Origin of the sequence: Wolbachia endosymbiont (group A) of Ancistrocerus nigricornis, assembly GCF_947250785.1 — a bacterium.
GTDB classification, from domain to species: domain Bacteria; phylum Pseudomonadota; class Alphaproteobacteria; order Rickettsiales; family Anaplasmataceae; genus Wolbachia; species Wolbachia pipientis.
Genome location: NZ_OX366348.1, coordinates 1,176,698 through 1,200,157 on the forward strand (window position 1 = coordinate 1,176,698; position 23,460 = coordinate 1,200,157).

Genomic DNA, 23,460 nt, shown 5'->3' on the forward strand with positions numbered 1-23,460 from the left:
TGCTTTCTTAGCAGGTACAACTCCATATTCAACGTACCTTCTAAAGTATCGATATTCTTATCTCAAAATCATAAATATGCAACCTAGCCTAATATAATTAAGAAATAGTTTATAATAAATATGTTTTAAGATGCCTGCCTGTAACACTTTCTGGAATTTTTGCCACTTCTTCTGGAGTTCCAGTAGCAATCACTTCTCCGCCTTTTATTCCTCCCTCTGGTCCGATGTCTATTATATAATCTGCAGTTTTTATAACGTGCAAATTGTGCTCGATAACTATAACAGTGTTTCCCAGATTGACTAATCTATGGAGTATTTTTAGTAAGTTATTTATATCTTCAAAGTGTAATCCAGTTGTTGGCTCATCAAGAATATACAATGTTCTTCCGGTAAATCGTTTTGATAGCTCTTTGGACAGCTTTATTCGTTGTGCTTCACCCCCAGACAACGTTGTTGACGACTGTCCGAGTTTTATATAGCCAAGCCCTACTTCCTGCAAAGAAACCAACTTTTCTTTTACCATTGGAAGGTTTTCAAAAAAATCACAAGCCTGATCTATCGTCATATCAAGCACATCAGAGATTGATTTTTCTTTATAAGTAACTTCCAATGTTTCCCGATTATACCTTCGCCCTTTACATTGCTCACACTTCACATAAACGTCCGGTAGAAAATGCATCTCTATCTTTAAGTGCCCATCACCTTTACAAGCCTCACACCTTCCCCCTCTGGTATTAAATGAAAACCGGCCTATATTATATCCCCTTGCTTTTGACTCTGGAAGACCAGCAAACCAATTTCTTATATGAGTGAACATACCAACATATGTTGCTGGATTTGACGCTGGAGTTCTACCAATTGGCGACTGATCAACTTCTATAACTTTATCTATATATTCAAGGCCTTCTATTCTATCACACCGACCATACCGTGCAGACGAGTGATGTACCTTATGTGCTGAATATTTATATAACGTTTCTATGACTAAACTTGATTTTCCCCCTCCTGATATTCCAGTAACACAAATAAGATTCCCTATAGGAAATTTAACGTTCACATTTTTTAAGTTATTTTCACATGCATTTATTACTTTTATGAACTGAGTTGCTTTCTTTCTTCTCCTTGGAATTAAAATTTTTTTCTCTCCACTCAAATATTGCCCTGTTATGCTCCCTGAATTTCTTTGCACCTGGTCTGGTGTTCCTTCTGCAACAACTTTTCCACCATTTACGCCAGCTCCAGGACCAATATCAATCGCATAATCAGCAGCCATTATTGTATCTTCATCATGCTCAACAACGATTACAGTGTTACCCATGTCTCTTAAGTTTTTTAGTGTGGCAATTAACCGATCATTATCACATTGATGAAGGCCAATCGAGGGTTCATCAAGAACATATAAAACCCCCGTTAATCCTGAGCCAATTTGCGAAGCAAGTCTGATCCTCTGACTCTCACCGCCAGAGAGAGTGCTAGATTCTCGATCAAGCGTTAGGTAATTCAACCCTACATTCTTTAAAAATGTTAGCCTCTTGATTATTTCACTTAGTATTTTATTTGAGATTTGCTTCTGTTGTTCTGTGAGCTTGTCTGGCAAATTTTCAAACCACTTAAGGGATTCATCGATACTAAGCCCTGATATTTCACCTATATGTTTGCTATCAATTTTTACTGTAAGCGCTTCTTTTCTCAATCTATAGCCAGTGCATTCTCTGCAGTGAGTGACAGAGCAATATCGCTCAACAAGTGTTTCATCATAATCCATCTGGTTCTCCAAGATACTGATCAAACCTTGAAATTTATTAGAGCCAAAGAGTATCATATCTTTTACTTCTTGATCTATGTTCTTCCACGGAATATCAAGGTTAAATTTGTAGTTTTCAGCCAGTGATAGAATTGCACTTTTTAGAAATCCATAACCTGTGTGCACTTGGCGGAACATTGATCCCACTGGCTTTAAAGCACCCTCAGATATTGAAAGAGTTTCATCCGGTACTATTAGCTTTATATCAACACTTAGTTTTTTACCAAGCCCATTACACGAACCACATGCACCGTAAGGGCTGTTAAAAGAAAATAATCTTGGTTCTATTTCCTCAAGAGTGAAACCAGACTCGGGGCATGCAAAATTCTCTGAAAAAGTCAGAATTTGACCATTTTTATACTCGGAATTATGGTTGTCAGGTAGGTTTACTATTTCTACATACATTAGACCATTACCAAGTTTTAGTGCGGATTCTATACTACTTGGCAGTCGATTTCCTATATCGCCCAATATTGATATTCTATCTGCAACCACAAAAACGTCGTGTTTCTTGTTCTTATCGAGTTTAGGCAAGTCATCTACATTGTACACTTCACCATCTATTTTGAACCTTACGTAACCTTGTCTTTTAATTTCCAATATCTCTTTAAGATGTTCTCCCTTTCTACCACGCACAACAGGGGCAAGTATATATATCTTAGTTTCTAAAGGTAACGCAATTATAGTGTCTACAATTTGAGACACCGTTTGTTTTGTTATTGGTAATCCAGTTGCAGGTGAATAAGGAACTCCTATTCGTGCATATACTAAGCGCAAGTAATCGTAAATTTCGGTAACAGTTCCAACTGTTGACCTTGGATTTTTTGAGATCGATTTCTGGTTGATAGATATTGCAGGAGAGAGACCTGTAATCGACTCAACATCTGGTTTATCCTGAATGTTGAGAAATTGACGCGCGTAAGCTGACAGGCTTTCAACGTACCGGCGTTGGCCTTCTGCATAAATCGTATCAAATGCAAGGCTAGACTTGCCAGAACCACTTAGCCCAGTTATAACAACTAGCTTATTTTTCGGTATATTGACGTCTACACCTTGCAGATTATGTTCCCTTGCGCCCTTAACTCTGATAAAATCGTCCATATTATACCATATAACGTATTAACCATTATAGCCTCAAAATACGTGAATTTATAGTGATATATTGATTTTCTATTGATTTTTTCAACTGTTACGGAAAATTAGGCAGCGTTTGATAAATCGTCATTCCGCTACTTGTTAGCGGCTGAGATACCGCGACGGTATGACGGTTAAGTAGGCCAGTGCCCCTATGATGTCATCCCAGTGTCAAGCACATAGCTGTACGAACGTTGTAGTTTAGGAGCAATTCCCACCAGTGGGCCAGTGCCCAGACACTGGTTCTATGCAACTTAATTAAAAACGTTTGTTTTAGCGTAAGACAACTACCTTTAGCTCATCAGCTCAGTTATAAGCAAAATTTCTGGATTCCAGACTGGAATGACACCATTTGCTGTGCAATTTACCTTCAAAAATGAATGTTCGTACAGCTATGTGTCAAGCACTGGGATGACACCATTCTTTTTTCTGGATTCCAGACTGGAATGACACCCCCCTGATAGGCTCAAATCATAATGTTTGTACAGTTGTGGGTTTAGGCTACCTATAAATTCTAAACTGTTGTTACGCACCAAATACACCCCTAGGACCCAAAGTCAGTTTAGCTATATCAGAAAACAGGTTATGTGGAAATCTTAAAATACTTCTTGTTTGCCAAGCAAAATAAATACATTCCTACAAACAAACAGATGCTCAATACTGACGCATAAGAAAACTTAAAAATTAAGTCTCTAGTATATATTGATAGGCATTTACCTGCAGAAAATTTGTATAGTAATCCAACACATACAACGGCACTATCAACCACTGATGCTATAATTAAAGTAATGAAATTTGCCATATGAAAATTCAACTTGGACTTTAATTTTTCAAAAATAATTATGCTTGAGAGAAGAGATACTAAAATTGCAGTATATGAAATCAATATCATCAAATTAAAACTTTGCCATTTAAAAACACAACATAGCGCTGTACACACTATTAAGTTGTACGTAGCTTTGCTTCTGCCATAAAATTCAACCATTGAATTTACAACTAAAGCAGCTCCCACAAATAAGGCAGCACATATCATCAATTTATTTGAAGTGTTGAATAAAGAAAGACTGATAAACAGGAGTATCGATAAAATAGACATAATTACCTACCCAAAATTAATAACATACATTCATTCTAAATAAACATTACATATAGTAAAAGAGTTATTTAGCATAATAAGAAAAATATTTTATATTAGCATGCCACATCTTTCAGATCTACTTTTAAAACATCCTTTATGTTTAGCACCTTTTTCTCTGTTACTTTGCCAATACATGAATAAACTGCACCTTCAAACAATTCTTCAAACCTCTTCTGATTTTGTGGTGCAATAGTAACCAAAATTCTACTTTGCGATTCAGAAAACATTATTATCTTGTTTATTATGTCTGTATTTTGTATTTTTCCTATTGGCACTAGTGAAAGATCGATTTCAGCACCAAGGTCTCCTGCAATTAGCGATTTTGCCAGAGCAATAACTAATCCGCCTAAGTTTGGTGCAATTGCAGAGGCAATTATGCCATCTTTTATTGCCTGGTTGTAACGCTCATACAACTTCCTAGCGCTCTTTGCATCAACTTTTGGTACGTTGTTATTACCTATTCCACTATATAACTGATATTCAGATCTACCAAGTTCATCAAGTGTTTCTCCAAGCACATATATCAAGTCCCCTGGCATTTTTACATCAAGCGATACCGCATTTTCAATATTTTCTATAATTCCAATTGCTGAGATGAGTAATGAAGGTGGTGCAGAGATTATCACTTTCTCGCCATTTTCATCATATCCCTTGAAGTCATTGAACATACTGTCTTTTCCGGATATGAATGGTGTTTTAAATGCAGTTGCGAAGTCGTAACAAGCCTCTGCAGCTTTCTTTAGTTGCCACAACCTTTCTGGATTATAAGCATCACACCAACAAAAATTGTCGAGCAACGCTAGATGATTTATATTTCCTCCTGCGGCTACATAGTTGCGTATCGCGGTGTCAATTGCACATGCTGCCATGTGGTAGGTGTCAATTTCTCCATAACTTGAGCCAAATCCTTGCGATTTTACAACACCTTTATTTGAAGAAAGGATTGGCCTTGAAACAATAGCTTCACTGCACACTCTTCCCTTGCCCTGCAGTGGTTTCAGCACTGACGACCCTTGAACCTCATGGTCATATTGCACCACTATGAACTCTTTGCTGCAAATGTTTGGTCTGCTCAGCATTTCTTTTAGTTCAATTGCTAAAGAAGGCGAACTTGTTGTCATTCCAGCGCATAGCGCTGGAAGCCCCTTAGACCACGGTTTCGTCTGTAAATGCACTTTGGGATTACCATCATGCAGAAATTCAGTTTCGATGTCCATTATTACTGTCCCTTCAGGACATTTAACAACAGCTTTACCACTCTCATTAAACTCTCCAATCACACAAACCTCCACATCATGTTTTTTCATGATTTGCTTAAACATAGGGAGATTTTCTTCTGGCACTGCTAAGGTCATTCTCTCTTGTGATTCTGATATCCATATTTCCCACTGAGCCATACCATCGTTTTTAAGGAGAACCTTGCTCAAATCAACTTCAAATCCGTCTTTTCCCATTTCACCAATAGACGACGACAGCCCACCTGCTCCGTTATCCGTTATTGCATTATAAAGATCAAGATCTCTTGCTTTTATGACGGCATTGGATAATTTTTTTTGTGTTATAGGGTCACCAATTTGCACAATTGTTGAAGGGCTATTTCCCGATAAAGCCTCTGAAGAGAACGTTGCACCGTGAATTCCATCTCTTCCAACTCTTCCGCCAATAATTACAATCTTATCGCCATTTTTTGGTCCTTTAATGTGTGAAGGTGCATTATTTATATTGCGTGGAATAATTCCAATGCTTCCGACAAAAACTAATGGCTTGCCACAAAATCTATCGTCGAAATATACCGATCCAAGTTGTGTTGGAATACCAGAGCAATTACCAGCAACATTAACACCGTGAATCACTTCTTTCATTATATATTTTGGCGGTAAGATCTCATCAGTGCGCTCTTTATCCCTATAAAATTTGCCTTTTGCTTCTTTGGCAAAGCAAAAGTAATAGGTATTCATTATAGGCTCTGCGCCTTTCCCGAAACCCACTATATCGCGATTAACTCCAAGCACTCCGGTCATTGCTCCACCAAATGGATCAAGAGCTGAAGGGCTATTGTGAGTTTCAACTTTATCTACAATCAAGTAATCGTCATCAAAAATTATTCCTCCTGCGTTGTCGGAGAAAACTGACACGCATATGTCAGAATTTATCTCACGCGTTGCACGCTTAATATAATGAGCATATAGACCGTCTTTTATTTCATCAATAGGGGAGCAAAAAATATTGTGTTTACAATGTTCAGACCAAGTCTGTGCCAGAGACTCAAGTTCAATATCATATGGATTTCTACCAAGTTTTTTAAAGTAATCCTTTATAGCTTTCATTGCTGCCAGCGAGAGCCCTAAAGTGCCATTACCATCGATTCCATCTCTGCTGATTTTCTCAAGTTCTTGGTCACTTACATTTAAATCAACAGATTTAGCCCCATTACTACTTGATATCACTCCAGTGCTCTCTTTTGTCATCCCAGCCTTTTTTTCTGTCATCCCAGTGCTTGACACTGGGATCCATTCTTTTTTTTCCTGGTCACGCGCTGGAATGACACCGGAGTGGGTATTTAATGACTTATATTTACCATAATATTTCCAGCTATAGTTATTATTTTCTTTACAGATAAGTGTGCAATACTCAGTGATGGGGTTGAACTCTTGTTTTATATCATCTTCGGTTGGTAAATCTCCTTGACTTAGAATCAATTTTGAACTTCTTGCTTTGATCTCAATTGGTGTCATTCCAGCGCGTGACGCTGGAATCTGCGTTTTCTCTTTCTGGATCCCAGTGTCAAGCACTGGGATGACAAAAGAAGGGGCTGGGATGACAGGCTGGTCGATATAGCCTTTGCTTATTAAATACTCTCTAACAATTTGTTTCACTGTGTTGCCTACATTATCGGTCATGCCAGGTAGGAAGCTTATTTCCAAGCCCCACTTTGCTTGTGGTTCTATGAAATCATACGGAACTTCTTCAAGGTTTTCATTGTAGGAATAATAACGGCAGTCTTGTATGACTTTATTATAAAATAGCCCGCAAATTTCTTCATATAATTTGGATGGTAATCCTTTGCGTATGTAAATCGAGTAAACGTTGACTAACCATCTGCGGCCAATTTGCTCGCATTTATTTAAAACTTCTATTCTAATGTTTGCCATGTAATGTTATAAAAAATTTTAATATATAATAGCATACAAGCACGTTTATATTTTGAATAATTTCTATACAATAAAATATTGTATTAATTGTTACTGTTAGTGGGAAGAGTTTTTACCGTTAATGTGGATGAATCTCTTTTTGATGTGCTGGTTCAGCACATATTTTCTGAATATGAAAGAGAAAAAATTCCTGAAGTAAAAATCATACTTCCTTGCAAGAGGGATGTGATAGCGCTGCTGAGTGCATTCAAGAATCATAACGCTAAAAAATGCATAATTTTGCCAGAGATAGTTTCGCTAGAGAATATTGATGAGGAAGATTTAATATTAAATCTTGATAGGGTTAAAGTTATCAAGCCAACAAAAAGGACACTGCTACTCATTCAATTCATATTGGAGTGGAATAGAAAAAATAATGATAATTTTCCAATTGATTTAGCTTATAGCCTGCCATCACTGCTTGATAAAATTCAATCTACCCAAACAACGGATTGTTATCAATTTGATGAACATTCAAAAAAAATAGAGAATTTCATAAGCTTACTCACTGAGACTTGGAGTAAAACTTTAAAAGATTTAGAAGTAGTAGATATATTAAAACATAAGAGTGATTACATAAACAATATGATAATCTCTTTACAAAAAGACCAATATATAATCTTTGTTGGAATTGGAAAGGATAAGTCGTTAATTAGGGCTATATATGATCTGCCATTTGGAAAAATAATTTTGCCTAACTTGAATTTGAAAATTAAAGAGAAAGACTGGAAATCGCTTGATAAAAAACATTATCAATATTGCCTGAAAGATCTGCTCGATTATTTAAAAGTGGATAGAAGGGATGTTAGTTTTCTGCCAGAAGCGTGTTCTCCAGTGCCCAGACACTGGGATCCAGAAAACTTAACTTTAAATGAGCGCACCAGGTGGCTGTATAATGAAAACTGGATCCCAGTGTCAGCTACTTGGATGACAGAAGAAAGGGCTGGGATAACAGGAAGTCCTGAGGAATATCTAGATTACGTCTTTGATACAACTGCCGATCTAAGCAAAGTTAGTAGTGGACATGTTGGCAATATTGAAGTCATCACTTGTGATTCCAGAGAGGAAGAAGCACAAGTGACATCATTAATTATAGAAAATGAAGGTTATGAAAACATTTCTTTGGTCGTCTTTGATAAATTACTTGCAGCTCGTATAGCATGTTTATCAAGGCAACACAGTGCCATACCGGAAAATTACCCTTATATAACGCTTCTGCTTTATAGTATCGAAGTTTTGACCTCAAATTGGAGCAGTGTGTCATTACTTTCGCTCCTTAAACATAGGCTAGTGACTTTTGGTTACACTCAAGAAGAGTACACTCGGATTTTATCTGAATTTGAAATAGAGATATTACGCAACTTTAGTACAAATGGTCTGAGCGATATTATAAATGCTATCAATGCCCATAAAAAGCTAAAATACAAAGAAGATATATTACTTATTATCAGTAAGTTAGAGGTTATATTTAATCCTTTACTTCGTTCTATAAATTGCTCTATTTTCGATGTGGTAGCAACTCATTTGCAGTGTATTAATATATTATCTGGTATAAATTTTTCAGAGCTAAATAGTGAAATAGGTAATTTTACCTGTAATTTCTCAAATGCATGTGAGGGTGTAGGAATTAAATGCTCCTTAGAGTTATATAGCCAAATTCTGACCTTATTTTTAGAGAAAGAGTTTTTCTTTGTAGCAAGTGACTTGAATAAATTCAGCTTATATCACAACAAAGTTGTAATACTTGCTGGATTTAATGAAGCGCCAAGCTTTCAAAGTCCGCTTTTGAATGCACTTACGAGAGAAAAATTTAATCTTCCTTCTGCGCAAGAAGAGCAGGGGTATTTTTTTTATACTTTACACAATTTGTTTTGTGCAAGTAAGGTTTATATTACAAGATCGCTAAGCCATAGAAAGCCAATTCTATTGCAGCGTTTGGAAATTCTACTCAAGGAGGGGAAGCAGCCGTATCGTGATTGGCTAAGGATATTAAATACGCCTGAATGTACTGTTCCATGTACTCAGCCTATGCCAAAACCTCAAACCGAAGTTAGAAAAGAAAAAATGCAGGTGATGTCTTGCAGTGCAATAGAAAAGCTAATTCGTAATCCTTATTCATTTTACGTTGAATATATACTGGGTCTTAAACAATTAAGAGACTTGAATTTCAAGCCATCGATATTGGAATTTGGCACTATGGTACACAACATTCTTGCAAGATATTTACGCAACAAAAAATCGCCAATGAGCATTGCACGAAAAGCATTCTCGACTAGTCAGTTTAATTTTTCAAATATGTGGTGGGTAAGACTGCAAAGGATAATTCAATCTTTTGTCGAATTTGATGAAACTCGAAGCAATTATGTTGAGTTGGAAAAGAACTTTTCCTGTCCGATATTTCATATTCCAGCGCGTGACACTGGTTCTTGTGATCAGTATGAAACTGCTTGGATGACAAATAAGCCACAAGAAATTTCACTGATAGCAAGATGTGATAGAGTTGAGTATCTACCAAGTGGGCAAGTGGCAATTATAGACTATAAGCTTGGTACACCACCTTCCAATGAAGAAGTAATGTCGGGATTTTTTCCGCAATTAATTTTACAAGCCTTAGCGGTAGAACATATAACAAAAAGAGAAGTCTCAGAACTTGCTTATTGGAAACTTGATTATGATAAAATAAAAGTTATTTCTATACAAAATTATAGATACAAAATGCAAGAATTAAAAAATGATCTGCCTGGTTTTTTATCTAACTATTTAAGTAATTCCACACCCTTTATTGCCTCTCCATATTTTGATAAATTCCTGAGATTTAACAGCTATAAACAGCTAGAAAGGGTAGGAGAGTGGTTGTAAATGGTGTCATCCGAGTACCTGACACTGGTTTCCATCCAAAAGGGTGTCATCCCAGTGCCCAGACACTGGGATGGCTTTGTTGCATCACACTTTATGAGATGGTGATTTATGGTAAATTCATGTAACTATCTCAAATTTAGCCATACCAATATCAGTGAATTTATTAAGCAAATAGCATTTAGTTCTTTTTCTCGATTTATCTCAGATTTATTCCTAAAACTAAATCCGAATATTTGCTTTAATCTTGAGAAAAACCCTTCAATATAAGATCTTTTCCCATAATTTACTTCTTTTTTCCATTCTTTCATGCCATCTTCACCGTATAATTTTATTAACCTAATAGCAGCATTCCTGTCAGACATATAATCTATTTCTGGATGTTCTGCCGCATTGTTTATTGGTGGAATTTTTGTCTTTATATCATATTCGTTACACAACTTATAAAACTTGTGCCTATCACATGCTCTATCTGCATATAGTGCTTTTATGGCATGCTGAAAATCAACTTCTTTTAGCAAATCACAAGCTCCATAGTGATCAGAGTAGACACCGTTACTGTATTTTACAGCTATGGCTTTTTTGTTGTTTATATTCAACATTACGTGCAATTTTCTCGTTTGCTCATAGCCACGATATTTTCTGTCAGTGCTATTTTCCTTGCTGTGACCAGGAGTGTTGTTGTATATACTAATTCCTGTACTGTCTATAGCAATTTCGATATCTTCCATATTAGAGGTTGTCCGGAAACAAGTAAAAGGCTATAATATCTGAAATTTTAGTACGGGGTAAAGATGAGAAAAAAGTATCCAACAGATCTAAGCGAAAGGGAATGGGCAAGAATAGAAAAACACTTCAGAGTATCATACAAGAAAGGAGGAAGGCCGCCAAAGTATAGCAAAAGAGAAATATTAGAAGCAATTTTCTATGTATTGCGTACAGGGTGTCAATGGCGGTATTTACCAAATGATTTTCCGCTATGGAAGACTGTGTATGAGCAGTTCAGGCAATGGAAGAAGCAGGGAATTTTTGAGAAAATGAATTATGAAATTACAAAATATAGTAGAAGAAAAATAGGAAGGAATGAGCAGCCGAGTGCCTGTATAGTAGATAGTCAATCTGTAAAGACTACAGAAAAGGGGGGATCAAAGGCTATGATGGAAGTAAAAAAGTAAAGGGTAGAAAAAGGCATATAATTACAGACACTCAGGGTTTTATACTAGGTTGTTACGTAGGCGCTGCTAACGAAAATGATAGAGATGGTATTAAAATAGCATTAAACAATATGAGAACAAAATATACTAAAGTTAAAAAAATGTGGGCTGACATGGGATACCAAGGAAGAAATTTAAAGAATCACATAAAGGAAGAATATGACATAGATATTGAAATTGTTAAAAGGCCTCCATGTAGATTTTGGGTGCACAAAGATACGCCACCTGAGCTACTACCAACAAGAGAACAAGGGTTTAAAGTACAGCCAAGAAGATGGGTTGTAGAAAGGACTTTTGCTTGGGTTAATAGGAATAGAAGGCTATCGAAGGAGTATGATTTACTCACAACATCCACTGAGAATTTCATATACCTAGCTATGAGTAGGGTTATGTTAAAGAGGGAATATGCTTGAATTTACTAGTTTCCGGACAACCTCTTATAGCTCTTTCCATAAAAGTCCGGATGTGATAGGATAAGGGTAGATGATGATAAGGAGGTTGAATGCCAGCAGCATATAGTTATGATTTAAGAAAAAAAGCAATGGAAGCGCTAGACGAAGGAGAAAGCAGAGAAACAGTGGCAGCAAAGAAGAAAAGAAACAGGAGACTTTCAATCAAAAAAACTTGGAAATGGGGGTTACAATCACAAAATTACCGACTGGGATACCTTTGCCAAATTTGCCAGAGAACACGGAGGAAAGACTCTATCGGAAATGGCTAAACTTTGGAACAACGTTAGTATCCAAACGATCTATCGAGCCCTTAAAAAAATTGGATTTACGCGCAAAAAAAGACATATGGATACAAGGAAAGAAACGAAGAAAAACGTGCTGAATTTTTGAAAATTATAGCGACAAAAGAACCTAAAAACTTAGTGTATATAGATGAGTCTGGCATTGATAACACCGAACTACGGATATTGCCAGAAAGGACAGCGGTTTTATGCCTTAAAATCTGGAAAGAAAACTCAACGAATCAGTATGGTTGCAGCCTTAAGTGGAAGAAAGATAGTTGTTCCGTTAACCTTTGAAGGCCACTGTAATATGGATGTTTTTAATGGATGGTTTGAGCAATTTTTGACACCGATCTTGGAACCTGGACAGACTGTCATTCTTGACAATGCTACTTTTCATAAGTCTGATAAGATTATCGAGCTTGCTAAAGGGGTTGGTGCAGAAATTTTGTATCTGCCGCCTTATTCTCCAGATTTCAACAAAATTGAGCATCATTGGTTTGCTATAAAAAACAGAGCCAGGAAAAACATTCCTCTATTCGAATCCTTTCGTCGTGCTGTTGATTCTGCCTTCCTATGACCTGTTCGGACTATTATGAGAAATGCTATACTACATAAGGCCTAATTTCCGGAAGATCAACTTTTTGGTGAACATAAGGTTTTTCGCATATTACAAGCTCTCCTCCGCATTCGCAAATATTAGGCAACTCTATTTTTACTACTTTATCCGCTTCCATTGTAGCATGAAAATTTCCTTTATGCCCAACCTGATCGCCAACATTCCTTTCGCTTTTTGGCTTGTCCTTTTTTGTTTTGTACAATTCTTTAGAGCTCGGTAGAGATGAATTTTTCGAGTTTAAACCAAGCCTTTCCTTTAATTCAGCGTTCTCTATCTTTAAAGCTTTATTTTCTGCTTTTAAGTTTTCTATCTCTGCTTTCAGTTTTTCTATTTTTTGCTGTAAATTTTTGCAAAGTTCTAAAAGGTTTACCACATTACCTCACTTTTGCTCTATGATTATCTTTTTAGATCACTTTGTCTACCTTATTCTACCACTCCGCTGAACGGATACCTTGGGTTAGCTATAGCTAACACCACAATTGTACTAACATTGTGATTTGAGAACAACCTTCACCAGAAAGGGTGTCATTCCAGTGTTAAGCACTGGAATGACGAGAGGTAACGCAAGAAGTTTACTCTTAATAAAAACCTGATGATGAATCATTATTACCAAATTTCGGCCTATTTCTGTTGCTGAAACCAGAACGAGGACGAGGAGGCCTCTTATGGTGACTTCCTCCAGGTTTTCTACTAAATGAATTATTGTAATAATTATCCCTGTCATTTGGACCACCTTTCCTTTCCTCGTTGTAAAGCTCACCTTCAAAAAACTCTCCCGTCTCTTGATCAACCCGACGTCTTGACAACTTTGGACACCCACCTTTTTCGAAGTCAATTACTAGTGCTTTGAAAGTATCATCTTGTTTAAGTACGCTCTCTATAGAATCTATATGTTCATTAGCTACTTCACTTATGTGCATTTTTCCTTTTCTGCCATTAAGAAATTCAAGCTCTACAATAGACTTCTCTATTCTTACAACCTTGACATCAACTATAGAACCTTGTTCTAGTTCTGTTATTGAATCAATCATCATACTCTTTGCAATTTCAGCTTCAGTGCCACTCGTAGCAAAAACAGAAACTTTACCATCATCTCCTATTTCAATTTTTGCATTACTTCTTTCACACACACTGCGTATATTTTTCCCCTTAGAACCTATAGCAGCAGAAATTTTGTCTTTATCTATGTAAAATGATAACATCCTTGGTGCATGGTCTTTGACATCATCACTGTGTTCTGAAATCACTGCATTCATTTTTTCTAAAATATGTAATCTTCCAGCTTTTGCCTGTTCTAAAGATTTTTCAACAATTTCAAAGCTTATACCAGAAATTTTCATGTCCATTTGTAGCGCCGTAACCCCTTCACTAGTTCCTGCTACTTTAAAGTCCATATCACCAAGATAATCTTCATCACCAAGTATATCGGAAAGTATTACATACTCGTCTTTATCTTTGATGAGACCCATAGCAATTCCAGCAACAGGGGCCTTTATTGGCACACCCGTATCCATTAAAGCAAGAGAAGTCCCACAAACTGTTGCCATAGAAGAAGAACCATCAGACTCCAAAATTTCGGACACTACTCTTATTGTATAAGGAAATTCAGACTTATCGGGTAAAACAGGATGAATTGCTTTCCAAGCAAGTTTGCCATGACCGATTTCTCTTCTTCCTGGTGCACGCGCAGCAGAAGTTTCTCCAACAGCAAATGAGGGAAAGTTATAATGCAACATGAAATGCTCACGTCTATCCCCTTCAATATCATCCACAATTTGCTCATCTTGAGTGGTGCCAAGAGCAGTAACAACCAGTGCCTGAGTATTGCCTCTTGTAAATAGTGCAGAACCGTGAGTTTTGGACAGAATATCAACTTCAACTTCTATCTGACGTATCTCATCATGCTTACGACCGTCTATCCTTACACTTTTCTTCCTAATTATTTCACGTACTAAAGATCTTTCAAAGTTTTTTACTGCATACGTAATTAACTTTTCGTCTTTTCCAGTTTCTTTAAGAGTATTCAATATATTCTCTCTGATCGCTTCTAGAGCTTGAACTCGCTCTTGTTTTACTGTTTGCGAATATGCTTTTTCAAAATCTTTACCGTATTTTTCGAGCTCTTGTGTTATATCTGATGCATCAATAGGGGCAAAGCTCTCAGGTTTATTGCCAATTGTATCAGCAAACTCTTTTATGAGCTTAATGACAGGCTTAAGGTGTTCATGGCCAAATTTTATTGCATTAAAAACATTTTCTTCAGAGAGCTCTTTCACTTCTGATTCAACCATTAAAATTGAATTTTCATCACCAGACAAAAACAGATCCAAGCTGCTTGCTTTCATCTCTTGAACAGAAGGGTTGAGTATATAGTTATTATTTTCATCACAACCAACCATCACTCCAGCTATAGTAAAGTGAAAGGGAACACCAGAAATTGCAAGAGCTGCAACAGCACCAATCAATGCTGGCACTTCAGGAGGATTGACTGTATCATAAGTTAATAGATTGCACACCACACTAATTTCATCATGAAATCCTTCTGGGAATAGTGGTCTTATACTTCTATCTATTACTCTTGAGATTAAAGTTTCTCTATCAGATGGCTTGCCTTCTCTTTTAAAAAACCCGCCAGGGATCTTACCCATGGCATAGCTTTTTGCGATAAACTGCACATTTAAAGGTAGGAAATCAACGCTTTCTTCCTTCTTTTTACGTACAACAGTTACTAAAACAGAAGTATCACCGTAATTTACAACTACTGAACCATGAGCTTGGCGTGCTATTTTTCCTGTTTCTAAAGATAAGGCACGACCACCCCACTCTATAGATTTTTTTATAATTTTAAACATATTAAATTCCTCGATTATTTTCTAATGCCTAACTTCTCTATTAATTCCTGATAGGCTTCATTACCAAATTTACGCTTTATATAATTTAAGTGCTTGCGTCTTCTACCTATCAATATAAGTAAACCACGCTTAGAGTGATGGTCATGCTTGTGCACTTTAAAATGCTCAGTTAAGTTACTGATCCTCTCGGTCAAAATTGCACATTGTACAAAAGATGAGCCTGTATCATCTTCTTTAATTGCATATATATTTATCAAACCCTTTTTCTTTTCGGATGTTATCGACATCTAAACCTCATTTTAAATATTAAAAACACGAATAGGTTTCACACAACCATAAATAAAACTGCAGATTGCAATAGGTACACTACCCACCACCGTACAACAAATATCATGATTCTTTAAATTACGCAAGTTATTTAATACAACTTCCTGACCTTTTCTGATTTTCCCCGCATCTTCTAGGGAAATTTCAACTTTGAACATCGATTTTAAAGCCGATTCAATGGGGATGACGAAACTTTTTGTATTACTCCCTGTCACTCCATCATCTTCTGTCATCCCACCCCCCTCTGTCATCCAAGTAGCTGACACTGGGATGGCTTTGTTGCATCGCTCTTCGGATAGTAGGTAACGCACAATAAATTTATGAAGCTATCTCAAATTTAGCCATACCAATATCAGTGAACTTATTGAGCAAATAGCATTTAGTTCCTTCTCTCTATTTGTCTCAGATTTATTCCTAAAACTAAACCCGAATGTTTGTTTCAGTTGCGAGAAAAAACTTTCAATATAAGATCTTTTCCCATAATTTACTTCTTTTTTCCATTCTTTCATGCCATCTTCACCGTATAATTTTATTAACCTAATAGCAGCATTCCTGTCAGACATATAATCTATTTCTGGATGTTCTGCCGCATTGTTTATTGGTGGAATTTTTGTCTTTATACCATATTCGTTACACAACTTATAAAACTTGTGCCTATCACATGCTCTATCTGCATATAGTGCTTTTATGGCATGCTGAAAATCAACTTCTTTTAGCAAATCACAAGCTCCATAGTGATCAGAGTAGACACCGTTACTGTATTTTACAGCTATGGCTTTTTTGTTGTTTATATTCAACATTACGTGCAATTTTCTCGTTTGCTCATAGCCACGATATTTTCTGTCAGTGCTATTTTCCTTGCTGTGACCAGGAGTGTTGTTGTATATACTAATTCCTGTACTGTCTATAGCAATTTCGATATCTTCCATATTATTTTTATCAATTCTGCAATCATTTATCTTAATATTAAGTTTCTCAAACCTTCTTGATGCTTGTGAATAGCTGATAACTGCCAAATCTCTTCCTATTTGTTGCAAATACCCTTTTATAAACCCGACTGTTTGTCTTAAACCAATTCTAAAGAAACTGACGATTATATGCACCAAAATCACAACTTTATCACTATAAATATAGTTGCCGCCCTGCATTTTTGGACAATTCTCGTACCAATTTTCTATGGCGTCATTGATATAACAAAAAATGCTTCCTCTTTCTTGGAGAAATTTGTTATATTCATGGCAGTTACTGACTCTCATTTTTTGTGGCATATTTTTTCTTCAACAGTTAAATGGCTATTTATAATGAATTTTGTCAGTAACTGCCAGTTCTTTTCACTTGAGCGATGCAACAAAGCCCACTGGGATCCAGTTTCACCTTGTGATGGTGTCATGAAAGTAGCTGACACTGGTTTCCATCCAAGACGGTGTCATTCCTTACTATTACCCACAAATATAAATGGACTAAAAAGTAAAATATTACAATATTAAAGTTTGCAAATATTGAGGGTGTAAAATGGCAAGTAAAAGTAGTGAATGGGCTAAAAATGAATTTGGAGATAAAAGGTTAACTGAGCGATTAGTAAAGATTGCTGATATGTTTGACAAAATTACCTGAAAGTTAGATTAATCAAGCATGTGAAAGTTGGTCAGAAGCAAAAACAGCATAACGTTTTTTTCAAAATGAGAATGTAAAAGAAAGTGATATTTTAGCTACACATATTAATAAGACGGTTGAGAGAACAAAAGCTCACAAGAGGGTTCTTGTCATTCAAGATACCAGTTACATTGTATATAATAACCATAAAAAAACAAGCGGATTAGCAAATTTGTCCAGTTATGATACTGCAAAAGGTATTATAATGCATACAGCTCTTGCCGTTAGTATAGAAGGTTTGGTACTAGGGATACTAGATCAAAAAGTTTATTCAAGACCTGAAGAAACTGAGAACCTTAAAAAAAAGAGCGATCGCATTGAAGATAAAGAAAGCGTAAAGTGGTTGGAAACTTTAAGAAAAACAAATAATATTATTGATCCAACTCAAACTGAGACTATAACTGTATGCGATAGAGAAGCAGATATATATGACTTTTTTGAGCTTGCACATAATCTTAATTCGGCAGTGCTAGTTAGAGCATGCAGAGATAGAGCAGTAAATAGAAAATCTCGATATCCTGAAAAAGGTGAGCAGAAGTTATGGGCATTTATTAAATCCTCTCATTGTGCAGGTACGGTAGAAGTTGAAGTTCCTGTAAAAGATAATAAGCCAAAAAGAACAGCACGTTTGGAAGTTAGATTTGGAAAGTTTATGATGAATCCATCTAAGAATAATATTAGGCATAAGACGGAAGAACTACCTAAATTACCACTTTATGCAGTTTATGTTGTTGAGAAAACTCCCCTTCCCTTAAAAAAAACCGCTAGAATGGATGCTATTAACGAATCTTTCAGTTAATACTTTCGATGAAGCTGTTGAAAAAATTAGTTGGTATCAACTATGTTTTTTAAAAATTTTTTTATTTGTGTAATTTTGCAAATTATATGGGCAATAAAAACCCGTTTGTCATAGAAATAGAATTTTATATCAAACAGCTACCACAGCAATTTCTGCTTAAGCTAATGAATATGTGCTTTAAGTCTGTGTGGACGCACATATTCATTAGCCAATTTCAGTTACCGTTGTGAAGATTTTTAAGTATGCAAATTAATTGCTTCTTTAAGTCTTGTATTAGCAATTACTATAATTTTACGCATTAGGGCTGTTATAGCCACCATCTTCTTCTTACCACTTCTAAGAAACTCCTAAGAACCTTCTTCATCTATCGGCTCCTCTTTCATTAGTATATAACCAAATTCCTTTGCTTTTTTAGTCAAATTTTTGACTACTCTCTCTTTGTAGAGTGTTTCATAATAGTTCATTCCTTTTTCTACATATTCTTGTCCATATTTTAGCATATTATAAAAAATACATGCTAATTTCCTTGCTGTAGCAGTGATCGCTTTTGGTATCCCTAGTCGCTTCTTTAACCTCCTGCAGTATGCACCAAGTGCAGTGTTGCTTCTTGATACACAATGAGCAGCAAGTAGCAAGGCAGTTGCAGCACGATTAACAACTTTACGAGTTCTTGTTCCAATAATTTTCCCTCCTGTAATTTTATTAGCAGGACTTAATCCGAGTCAGGAAGAAAAATGCTTTTCTGTCCTCCATTTATTGTGATTTATACCTGTTTCTGAAATGATAGCCTGTATACTTAATACATCAAGTCCTGGAACTCTAGTAAAATCCATCCCCGTTATTCGATATAAATCTTCATCTACGGCAAAATCTGGACTATTCTTCTGTTTTCTCTTTCGTGTCTTATTCAATGCCCTGTTCTCATTCGACTTTGTTTCAAATGTTTTATAGTAATTTTCTATACTTTTATCACATCCCGTTATTTGCTCTTGAAAAAAAGTATATGCTGCATATTCTTGTTTTAGCACAAACAAGTGTTCCTCTCTATAATCACCAGCTAACGCTTTTGCTATAGTAGACTGATCATTTTTTATTCGTGCATCCCTGAATTTAGCCAATTTCTCAGGATCTCTTTCGCCTTCAATTATAGCTTCAATGATTTTCATACCAGTTATCCCAGTAATATGACTAATAACCTTGTGTAATTGAATATTCATTTGAATTAGCGCTTTTTGCATACGTTGAGTATGTTTAGCTGCATTTTCAATTAGATTAGCACGTTGTCTAACGTAACTACGCAGTACACACATTTGATTATCCGGTCTAAATGATCCTTGAAGCAGTCCATAGCTGTGCAATTGTTGCAGCCATTGACAATCTTGAACATCAGACTTTCTACCAGGCACATTTTTGACATGTCGCGCATTTACTAATTTTACTTCAAATTTATGTGATTCTAATATTTGAAATAAGGGAATCCAATATACTCCAGTTGACTCCATGGCTACAGTTCTAACCTGACACTTTTTTAACCACTTTGCTAAGTTGTGTAGATCTACTGTAAAGCACCCAAATTTTTGGATACGTTGTTCATCTCTTCCTTCAGGTACACATACATAATGTACAGTCGAGCCAATATCAATCCCTGCTGCATCAAGGTTTATTGTTTTTAATTTACTTTTTGCTTCTGCCATATAAAATCCCTCCTATATTATTATGATAAGAAGCACTTCAGCTTGGGACGGTTAGGTTATACAATCTTCTAAACGAGGTAGCCCAAAAAGAACTCCATCAATGGTTTTACCATTTCCCCCAAAACCATGCTTTCAAACGGGCATTTATAGCACCATTGATTGTTTCGGTTATAGCTGCAGAAGCGCTTCTTCATAACACTATACCCAAAGAACATAAAGTAAAGAGGGAGTTTCTTTTTGGTTTTACAGATTTTATCTGTTCTGGGCTTTTAACATAAAAACTTGCATTTTTTTCAATTTATTCCTAAAATAGATTATATTAACAGATTATTAAGAGGGGGTTATGAATCCGAGATTAAAAGCATTTTTGGTTGTTTGTAGTATTATTGAACTTTTGTTTCTCGTGTATTATTTAAATCTTCTTGTTAACTATATCCTTGACCCGATTCTAGTTCGTCCCTTTGAAAGATTATACAAAAACTTAATTGTTGATGGTCTTTATGCCTATTTATCTACAAGCACTTCTAGCCCTGCACTAGCATTTTTGGCTACAGGTTTTATTGTTATTGCTGCGTTTATTTGCCTGAATAAAATGCTTCTTCCCTTGCAAGAGAAGATCATAAACAACTATACCTCCTTTAAAAACAACAATATTGATAGCAATAGCATGTTGTTTGAGGTTTATAAAGATCCAACAATAAAATTAAAGGACAAAATCTTATTCTTCAGTATACACTTGATATATTACCTACAGCTTCCATTTTTGTATATTGCATCAAAGGTATCAGCTATACGTGGGTTTCTTATATTTAATTTTGGTTTATTATTGTTAAATTATGCACTGCTAATTCCAGTAGCACTTCTTGAGTTAATAAAATATCCATCAGTAAAACTCTTTTCACCTTTGGGTTTGAATGTAAAGCAGCTAAGCTTTTTGTTTAATGTAAGTGATGTGGGTACTAGTAGTCAGAGCGTTCATACTAGAAGTTTTCAGCAAAGCGTTATTGAATGTGCCAAAAAATTAAAGGAAGAACATGGTACGCCGTTAAATGAGTTGGATGAAGAGTTTAAAAGTTATATAAGCGGTTTAACAAGTCAGCAAAAACGAATGATAGAACCTTATCTAAGATTGGATGGTTATGAAACTGGGGAGTGGGTAAATTGGGCAGATTCACAAACCGGATTGACATTGACACAGGCTATAAATTTAGTTTTAATTGCGGCAAGAAAGCAAAATGCAGATATAGAATTATTGAAGTCTATATTACTGGTTCGCTTTGAGGAAAGTAATCGCCAATGTGGTCCTGGAATGCTCAACCGTATCATTTATGCATTAAGTGGTCTTAAAGCGAAAAATAATTTTGCAGCTCAACTAGAGCCTCAGCCAATAGGAAAGTTGGCTAGTGATGCTACTAAAAGATTTCTTGAGAAATATGTGGATAAGCACTACCATAAAATAAAAGTTTTGAAAGAAAATTTTGATAATTTGTATTCACCAAGTTCTGGGGTGGATTTGAGCAGCGTGAGTGATGAAGTAAAGGATGGCATTTCTTATACAAGAGATGCTATAAAAGAATTTGTGTTTAAGGAATTATATGTAAAGTTTTATAACGACTATGGAGAACATATTCGGAGAGGGCAAATAAAACAAAGGCTAAGAGAATTAATAACAGATGAAGTCATAGATGCAGCAATATCTTATAAGATAGACGAGATAGAAATTCCTGCAGAACCACTTACTTATCTTGAAAGAGTAAAAACATTTTTTGGAGGTCATGCAAGGTCTTCTGCTGCTTAGTGGTTTAGTTCGTGCTATATAGCTAAACTGACTTAGATTTACTGACAATTTTAAAACAACAAATTCGTCATTCCGCTACTAGTTAGCGGAATCTATACCGCGAATGAATCCATAGCTGTACGAACATTGTGATTTGAGAGCAATTTCCACAAGGGAGGGTGTCATTCCAGTGCTTGGCACTGGAATCCAGCCTTTATTATGCAGCCACTTGGTTGAAATTAAGTCTTCTGGATCCCAGTGTCTAGGCACTGGGATGACACCATTTGCTGTGCAATTTACCTTCAAAAATGAATGTTCGTACAGCTATGGAATGAATCGTGGTATGACGCGTTAGCTATAGCTTTGTCTTCCCTTTTCTGAATGGCTTGCAAGCTGCTATCTCTACAAAAACTATATTTTTCTTCAGAAGAGAGTTATATTGTAACTATGGACAAAATAATCATAAAAAAATTTGGTGGGACTTCGCTAACTGATTTAAACCGAGTTGCAAATTTGATAAAAAACGATATTGAGAAAGGTTGTAATGTAATCGTTGTTGTATCTGCTGTTGCAGGATTTACTGACCAAATGGTTTTTCAGGCTAGGCAAATCTCAAATTTAAGTTATAGACAAGAGTTATCAGAGTATGACGTTATGCTTTCAGCAGGAGAACAAATCTCTTGCGGTCTATTAGCTATCACTCTCCAATCGATCGGAGTTAATGCTAAATCGTGGCTTGCCTGGCAGTTACCAATTGTAACTGATGATTTTTATTCTGAGTCTAAAATAAAAACAATAAAGATTGAACGTGTGAAAAGATCTTTTGCTGAGGGTTATACTGCTGCGATCATTGCTGGTTTTCAGGGTATAAATGATGATAGAATCACTACTTTTGGAAGAGGAGGCTCTGATATATCAGCAGTTGCCTTCGCGGTAGCCTTTGGTGTTAGAACTTGCGAAATTTTTACTGATATTGATGGAATATATACAGCAGACCCGAGAATTGTTCCAAAGGCACGCAAGCTCAAATTTATCTCTTACGATGAAATGTTGGAAATGTCGTCATCTGGTGCTAAAATACTGCATAATCGTTCAGTACAACTTGCAATGAAACATAACATTAAAGTGCAAGTGCTATCCACTTTTAAGGAAGTAGAAGGCACCACAGTGCTACACAAAAGGGATGTACTAGAGAGATACTTAATTACTGGAATAACTTATAGCACTAATGAAGCTCTTGTAACTTTCACTAACCTTGCAAATAACTTGCGTACTTTAAGAGATATAGCAGGAGCAAACGTTAAAATTGATATGATACATGGGTCAAGTTTTGTTATCTCCAAATTTGATATTGATTTAATGGAAAAGTTACTGAATAAGAATGAAAATTATGCTATAAACGATAATGTAGCTAAAATTTCAATAATTGGTATTGGTGTTATGTCTAACACTGAAGTGATGCACCGCACACTCAAGGTTTTAAGCGAAAAAAAGATAGAAATACTTGCTATCACAACATCTGAAATCAAAATCAGTATAATTGTTCAAAAAGAATGCGCTGTAGCTTTAGTCAAAGATTTACATACTGAGTATGAGCTTGATATGCAGCACTAGGATAGGCTTGACGTCCAGTTGTCTAAGAGTATGTCTTAAAAAGGAATGAGGAAAA

Annotated in this window: 13 protein-coding genes and 8 pseudogenes; 7 read left to right on the forward strand and 14 right to left on the reverse strand. The window is 35.9% G+C overall.

Translation table 11 applies throughout. The annotated features are described in order from the left end of the window. Positions 1-109: 109 nt before the first annotated feature. From uvrA to OOK90_RS06010, 4 genes are all read right to left on the reverse strand, one after another. Complete coding sequence (gene uvrA, locus OOK90_RS05995) at positions 110-2,905, reverse strand: excinuclease ABC subunit UvrA (protein WP_264705875.1); 2,796 nt, start codon at positions 2,903-2,905, stop codon at positions 110-112. Positions 2,906-3,330: 425 nt separating this feature from the next. After that, on the reverse strand, positions 3,331-3,471 hold the full coding sequence (locus tag OOK90_RS06000; protein WP_010962923.1) for a hypothetical protein: 141 nt from the start codon (positions 3,469-3,471) through the stop codon (positions 3,331-3,333). 50 nt (positions 3,472-3,521) lie between these two features. Further along, a complete protein-coding gene (locus OOK90_RS06005) occupies positions 3,522-4,034 on the reverse strand; it encodes a hypothetical protein (RefSeq protein ID WP_264705876.1) in 513 nt (170 codons plus the stop codon). A 95-nt stretch (positions 4,035-4,129) separates the two neighbouring features. Then, a complete protein-coding gene (locus OOK90_RS06010; RefSeq protein ID WP_209473246.1) occupies positions 4,130-7,228 on the reverse strand; it encodes a phosphoribosylformylglycinamidine synthase subunit PurL in 3,099 nt (1,032 codons plus the stop codon). 99 nt (positions 7,229-7,327) lie between these two features. Here OOK90_RS06010 and OOK90_RS06015 point away from each other — a divergent pair, with 99 nt between their 5' ends. Both OOK90_RS06015 and OOK90_RS06020 read left to right on the forward strand, forming a co-directional pair. Then, a complete protein-coding gene (locus OOK90_RS06015) occupies positions 7,328-10,126 on the forward strand; it encodes a WPE palindromic element domain-containing protein (RefSeq protein WP_264329429.1) in 2,799 nt (932 codons plus the stop codon). Beyond that, positions 10,117-10,251 carry a hypothetical protein gene (locus OOK90_RS06020; protein ID WP_256437677.1) on the forward strand — a complete coding sequence of 45 codons (135 nt, stop codon included), beginning with the start codon at positions 10,117-10,119 and terminating at the stop codon, positions 10,249-10,251. The genes OOK90_RS06015 and OOK90_RS06020 overlap by 10 nt, the downstream gene beginning before the upstream one ends. On the opposite strand, the pseudogene OOK90_RS06025 reads toward OOK90_RS06020, so the two are convergent. Then, positions 10,244-10,860: pseudogene (locus OOK90_RS06025) on the reverse strand (transposase); the annotation flags it as partial. The gene OOK90_RS06020 and the pseudogene OOK90_RS06025 overlap by 8 nt on opposite strands. Positions 10,861-10,917: 57 nt before the next feature. On the opposite strand from OOK90_RS06025, the pseudogene OOK90_RS06030 reads away from it, so the two are divergent. Next, positions 10,918-11,750 (forward strand): annotated as a pseudogene (locus tag OOK90_RS06030) (IS5 family transposase). An 89-nt stretch (positions 11,751-11,839) separates the two neighbouring features. Continuing rightward, a pseudogene (locus OOK90_RS06035) lies at positions 11,840-12,650 on the forward strand (IS630 family transposase). A 28-nt stretch (positions 12,651-12,678) separates the two neighbouring features. On the opposite strand, the pseudogene OOK90_RS06040 reads toward OOK90_RS06035, so the two are convergent. The 6 genes and pseudogenes from OOK90_RS06040 to OOK90_RS06065 all read right to left on the reverse strand — a co-directional run. After that, a pseudogene (locus OOK90_RS06040) lies at positions 12,679-13,062 on the reverse strand (IS66 family transposase); the annotation flags it as partial. 205 nt (positions 13,063-13,267) lie between these two features. Then, complete coding sequence (pnp, locus tag OOK90_RS06045) at positions 13,268-15,541, reverse strand: polyribonucleotide nucleotidyltransferase (RefSeq protein ID WP_264705877.1); 2,274 nt, start codon at positions 15,539-15,541, stop codon at positions 13,268-13,270. 14 nt (positions 15,542-15,555) lie between these two features. Continuing rightward, entirely contained in the window at positions 15,556-15,828 is a 273-nt protein-coding gene (rpsO, locus tag OOK90_RS06050) for a 30S ribosomal protein S15 (RefSeq protein WP_264705878.1), read from the reverse strand. A gap of 12 nt (positions 15,829-15,840) precedes the next feature. Next, complete coding sequence (locus OOK90_RS06055; RefSeq protein ID WP_231115842.1) at positions 15,841-16,179, reverse strand: hypothetical protein; 339 nt, start codon at positions 16,177-16,179, stop codon at positions 15,841-15,843. 15 nt (positions 16,180-16,194) lie between these two features. Further along, positions 16,195-17,136: an IS5 family transposase gene (locus OOK90_RS06060; RefSeq protein WP_264705879.1), complete on the reverse strand. Its 942-nt coding sequence runs from the start codon at positions 17,134-17,136 to the stop codon at positions 16,195-16,197. Further along, the gene (locus tag OOK90_RS06065) at positions 17,121-17,273 is read right to left on the reverse strand and encodes a hypothetical protein (RefSeq protein WP_155975182.1); all 153 of its coding nucleotides are present in this window, start codon (positions 17,271-17,273) and stop codon (positions 17,121-17,123) included. Before OOK90_RS06065 ends, OOK90_RS06060 begins: the two co-directional genes overlap by 16 nt. Positions 17,274-17,380: 107 nt before the next feature. Here OOK90_RS06065 and OOK90_RS06070 point away from each other — a divergent pair. Further along, positions 17,381-18,363: pseudogene (locus OOK90_RS06070) on the forward strand (IS4 family transposase); the annotation flags it as partial. A gap of 193 nt (positions 18,364-18,556) precedes the next feature. On the opposite strand, the pseudogene OOK90_RS06075 reads toward OOK90_RS06070, so the two are convergent. Then, positions 18,557-18,667: pseudogene (locus OOK90_RS06075) on the reverse strand (IS110 family transposase); the annotation flags it as partial. After that, a pseudogene (locus tag OOK90_RS06080) lies at positions 18,668-20,014 on the reverse strand (IS110 family RNA-guided transposase). A gap of 343 nt (positions 20,015-20,357) precedes the next feature. On the opposite strand from OOK90_RS06080, the gene OOK90_RS06085 reads away from it, so the two are divergent. After that, positions 20,358-21,812, forward strand: a complete 1,455-nt coding sequence (locus tag OOK90_RS06085) for a hypothetical protein (protein WP_264705880.1) — start codon at positions 20,358-20,360, stop codon at positions 21,810-21,812. Positions 21,813-21,926: 114 nt separating this feature from the next. Here OOK90_RS06085 and OOK90_RS06785 read toward each other — a convergent pair. Next, positions 21,927-22,103 (reverse strand): annotated as a pseudogene (locus OOK90_RS06785) (WPE palindromic element domain-containing protein); the annotation flags it as partial. Positions 22,104-22,238: 135 nt separating this feature from the next. On the opposite strand from OOK90_RS06785, the gene OOK90_RS06095 reads away from it, so the two are divergent. Next, positions 22,239-23,405, forward strand: a complete 1,167-nt coding sequence (locus OOK90_RS06095; RefSeq protein ID WP_010962950.1) for an aspartate kinase — start codon at positions 22,239-22,241, stop codon at positions 23,403-23,405. The last annotated feature ends 55 nt before the right edge of the window (positions 23,406-23,460 follow it).

What these genes read in the sequence shown, in the direction of transcription:
- OOK90_RS06005 (WP_264705876.1), bottom strand. Translation starts at nt 4,034, where the DNA reads ATGTCTATTTTATCGATACTCCTGTTTATCAGTCTTTCTTTATTCAAC.
- OOK90_RS06060 (WP_264705879.1), bottom strand. Translation starts at nt 17,136, where the DNA reads ATGCCACAAAAAATGAGAGTCAGTAACTGCCATGAATATAACAAATTT.
- OOK90_RS06085 (WP_264705880.1), top strand. Translation starts at nt 20,358, where the DNA reads ATGAATCCGAGATTAAAAGCATTTTTGGTTGTTTGTAGTATTATTGAA.
- rpsO (WP_264705878.1), bottom strand. Translation starts at nt 15,828, where the DNA reads ATGTCGATAACATCCGAAAAGAAAAAGGGTTTGATAAATATATATGCA.
- uvrA (WP_264705875.1), bottom strand. Translation starts at nt 2,905, where the DNA reads ATGGACGATTTTATCAGAGTTAAGGGCGCAAGGGAACATAATCTGCAA.
- pnp (WP_264705877.1), bottom strand. Translation starts at nt 15,541, where the DNA reads ATGTTTAAAATTATAAAAAAATCTATAGAGTGGGGTGGTCGTGCCTTA.
- OOK90_RS06095 (WP_010962950.1), top strand. Translation starts at nt 22,239, where the DNA reads ATGGACAAAATAATCATAAAAAAATTTGGTGGGACTTCGCTAACTGAT.
- OOK90_RS06010 (WP_209473246.1), bottom strand. Translation starts at nt 7,228, where the DNA reads ATGGCAAACATTAGAATAGAAGTTTTAAATAAATGCGAGCAAATTGGC.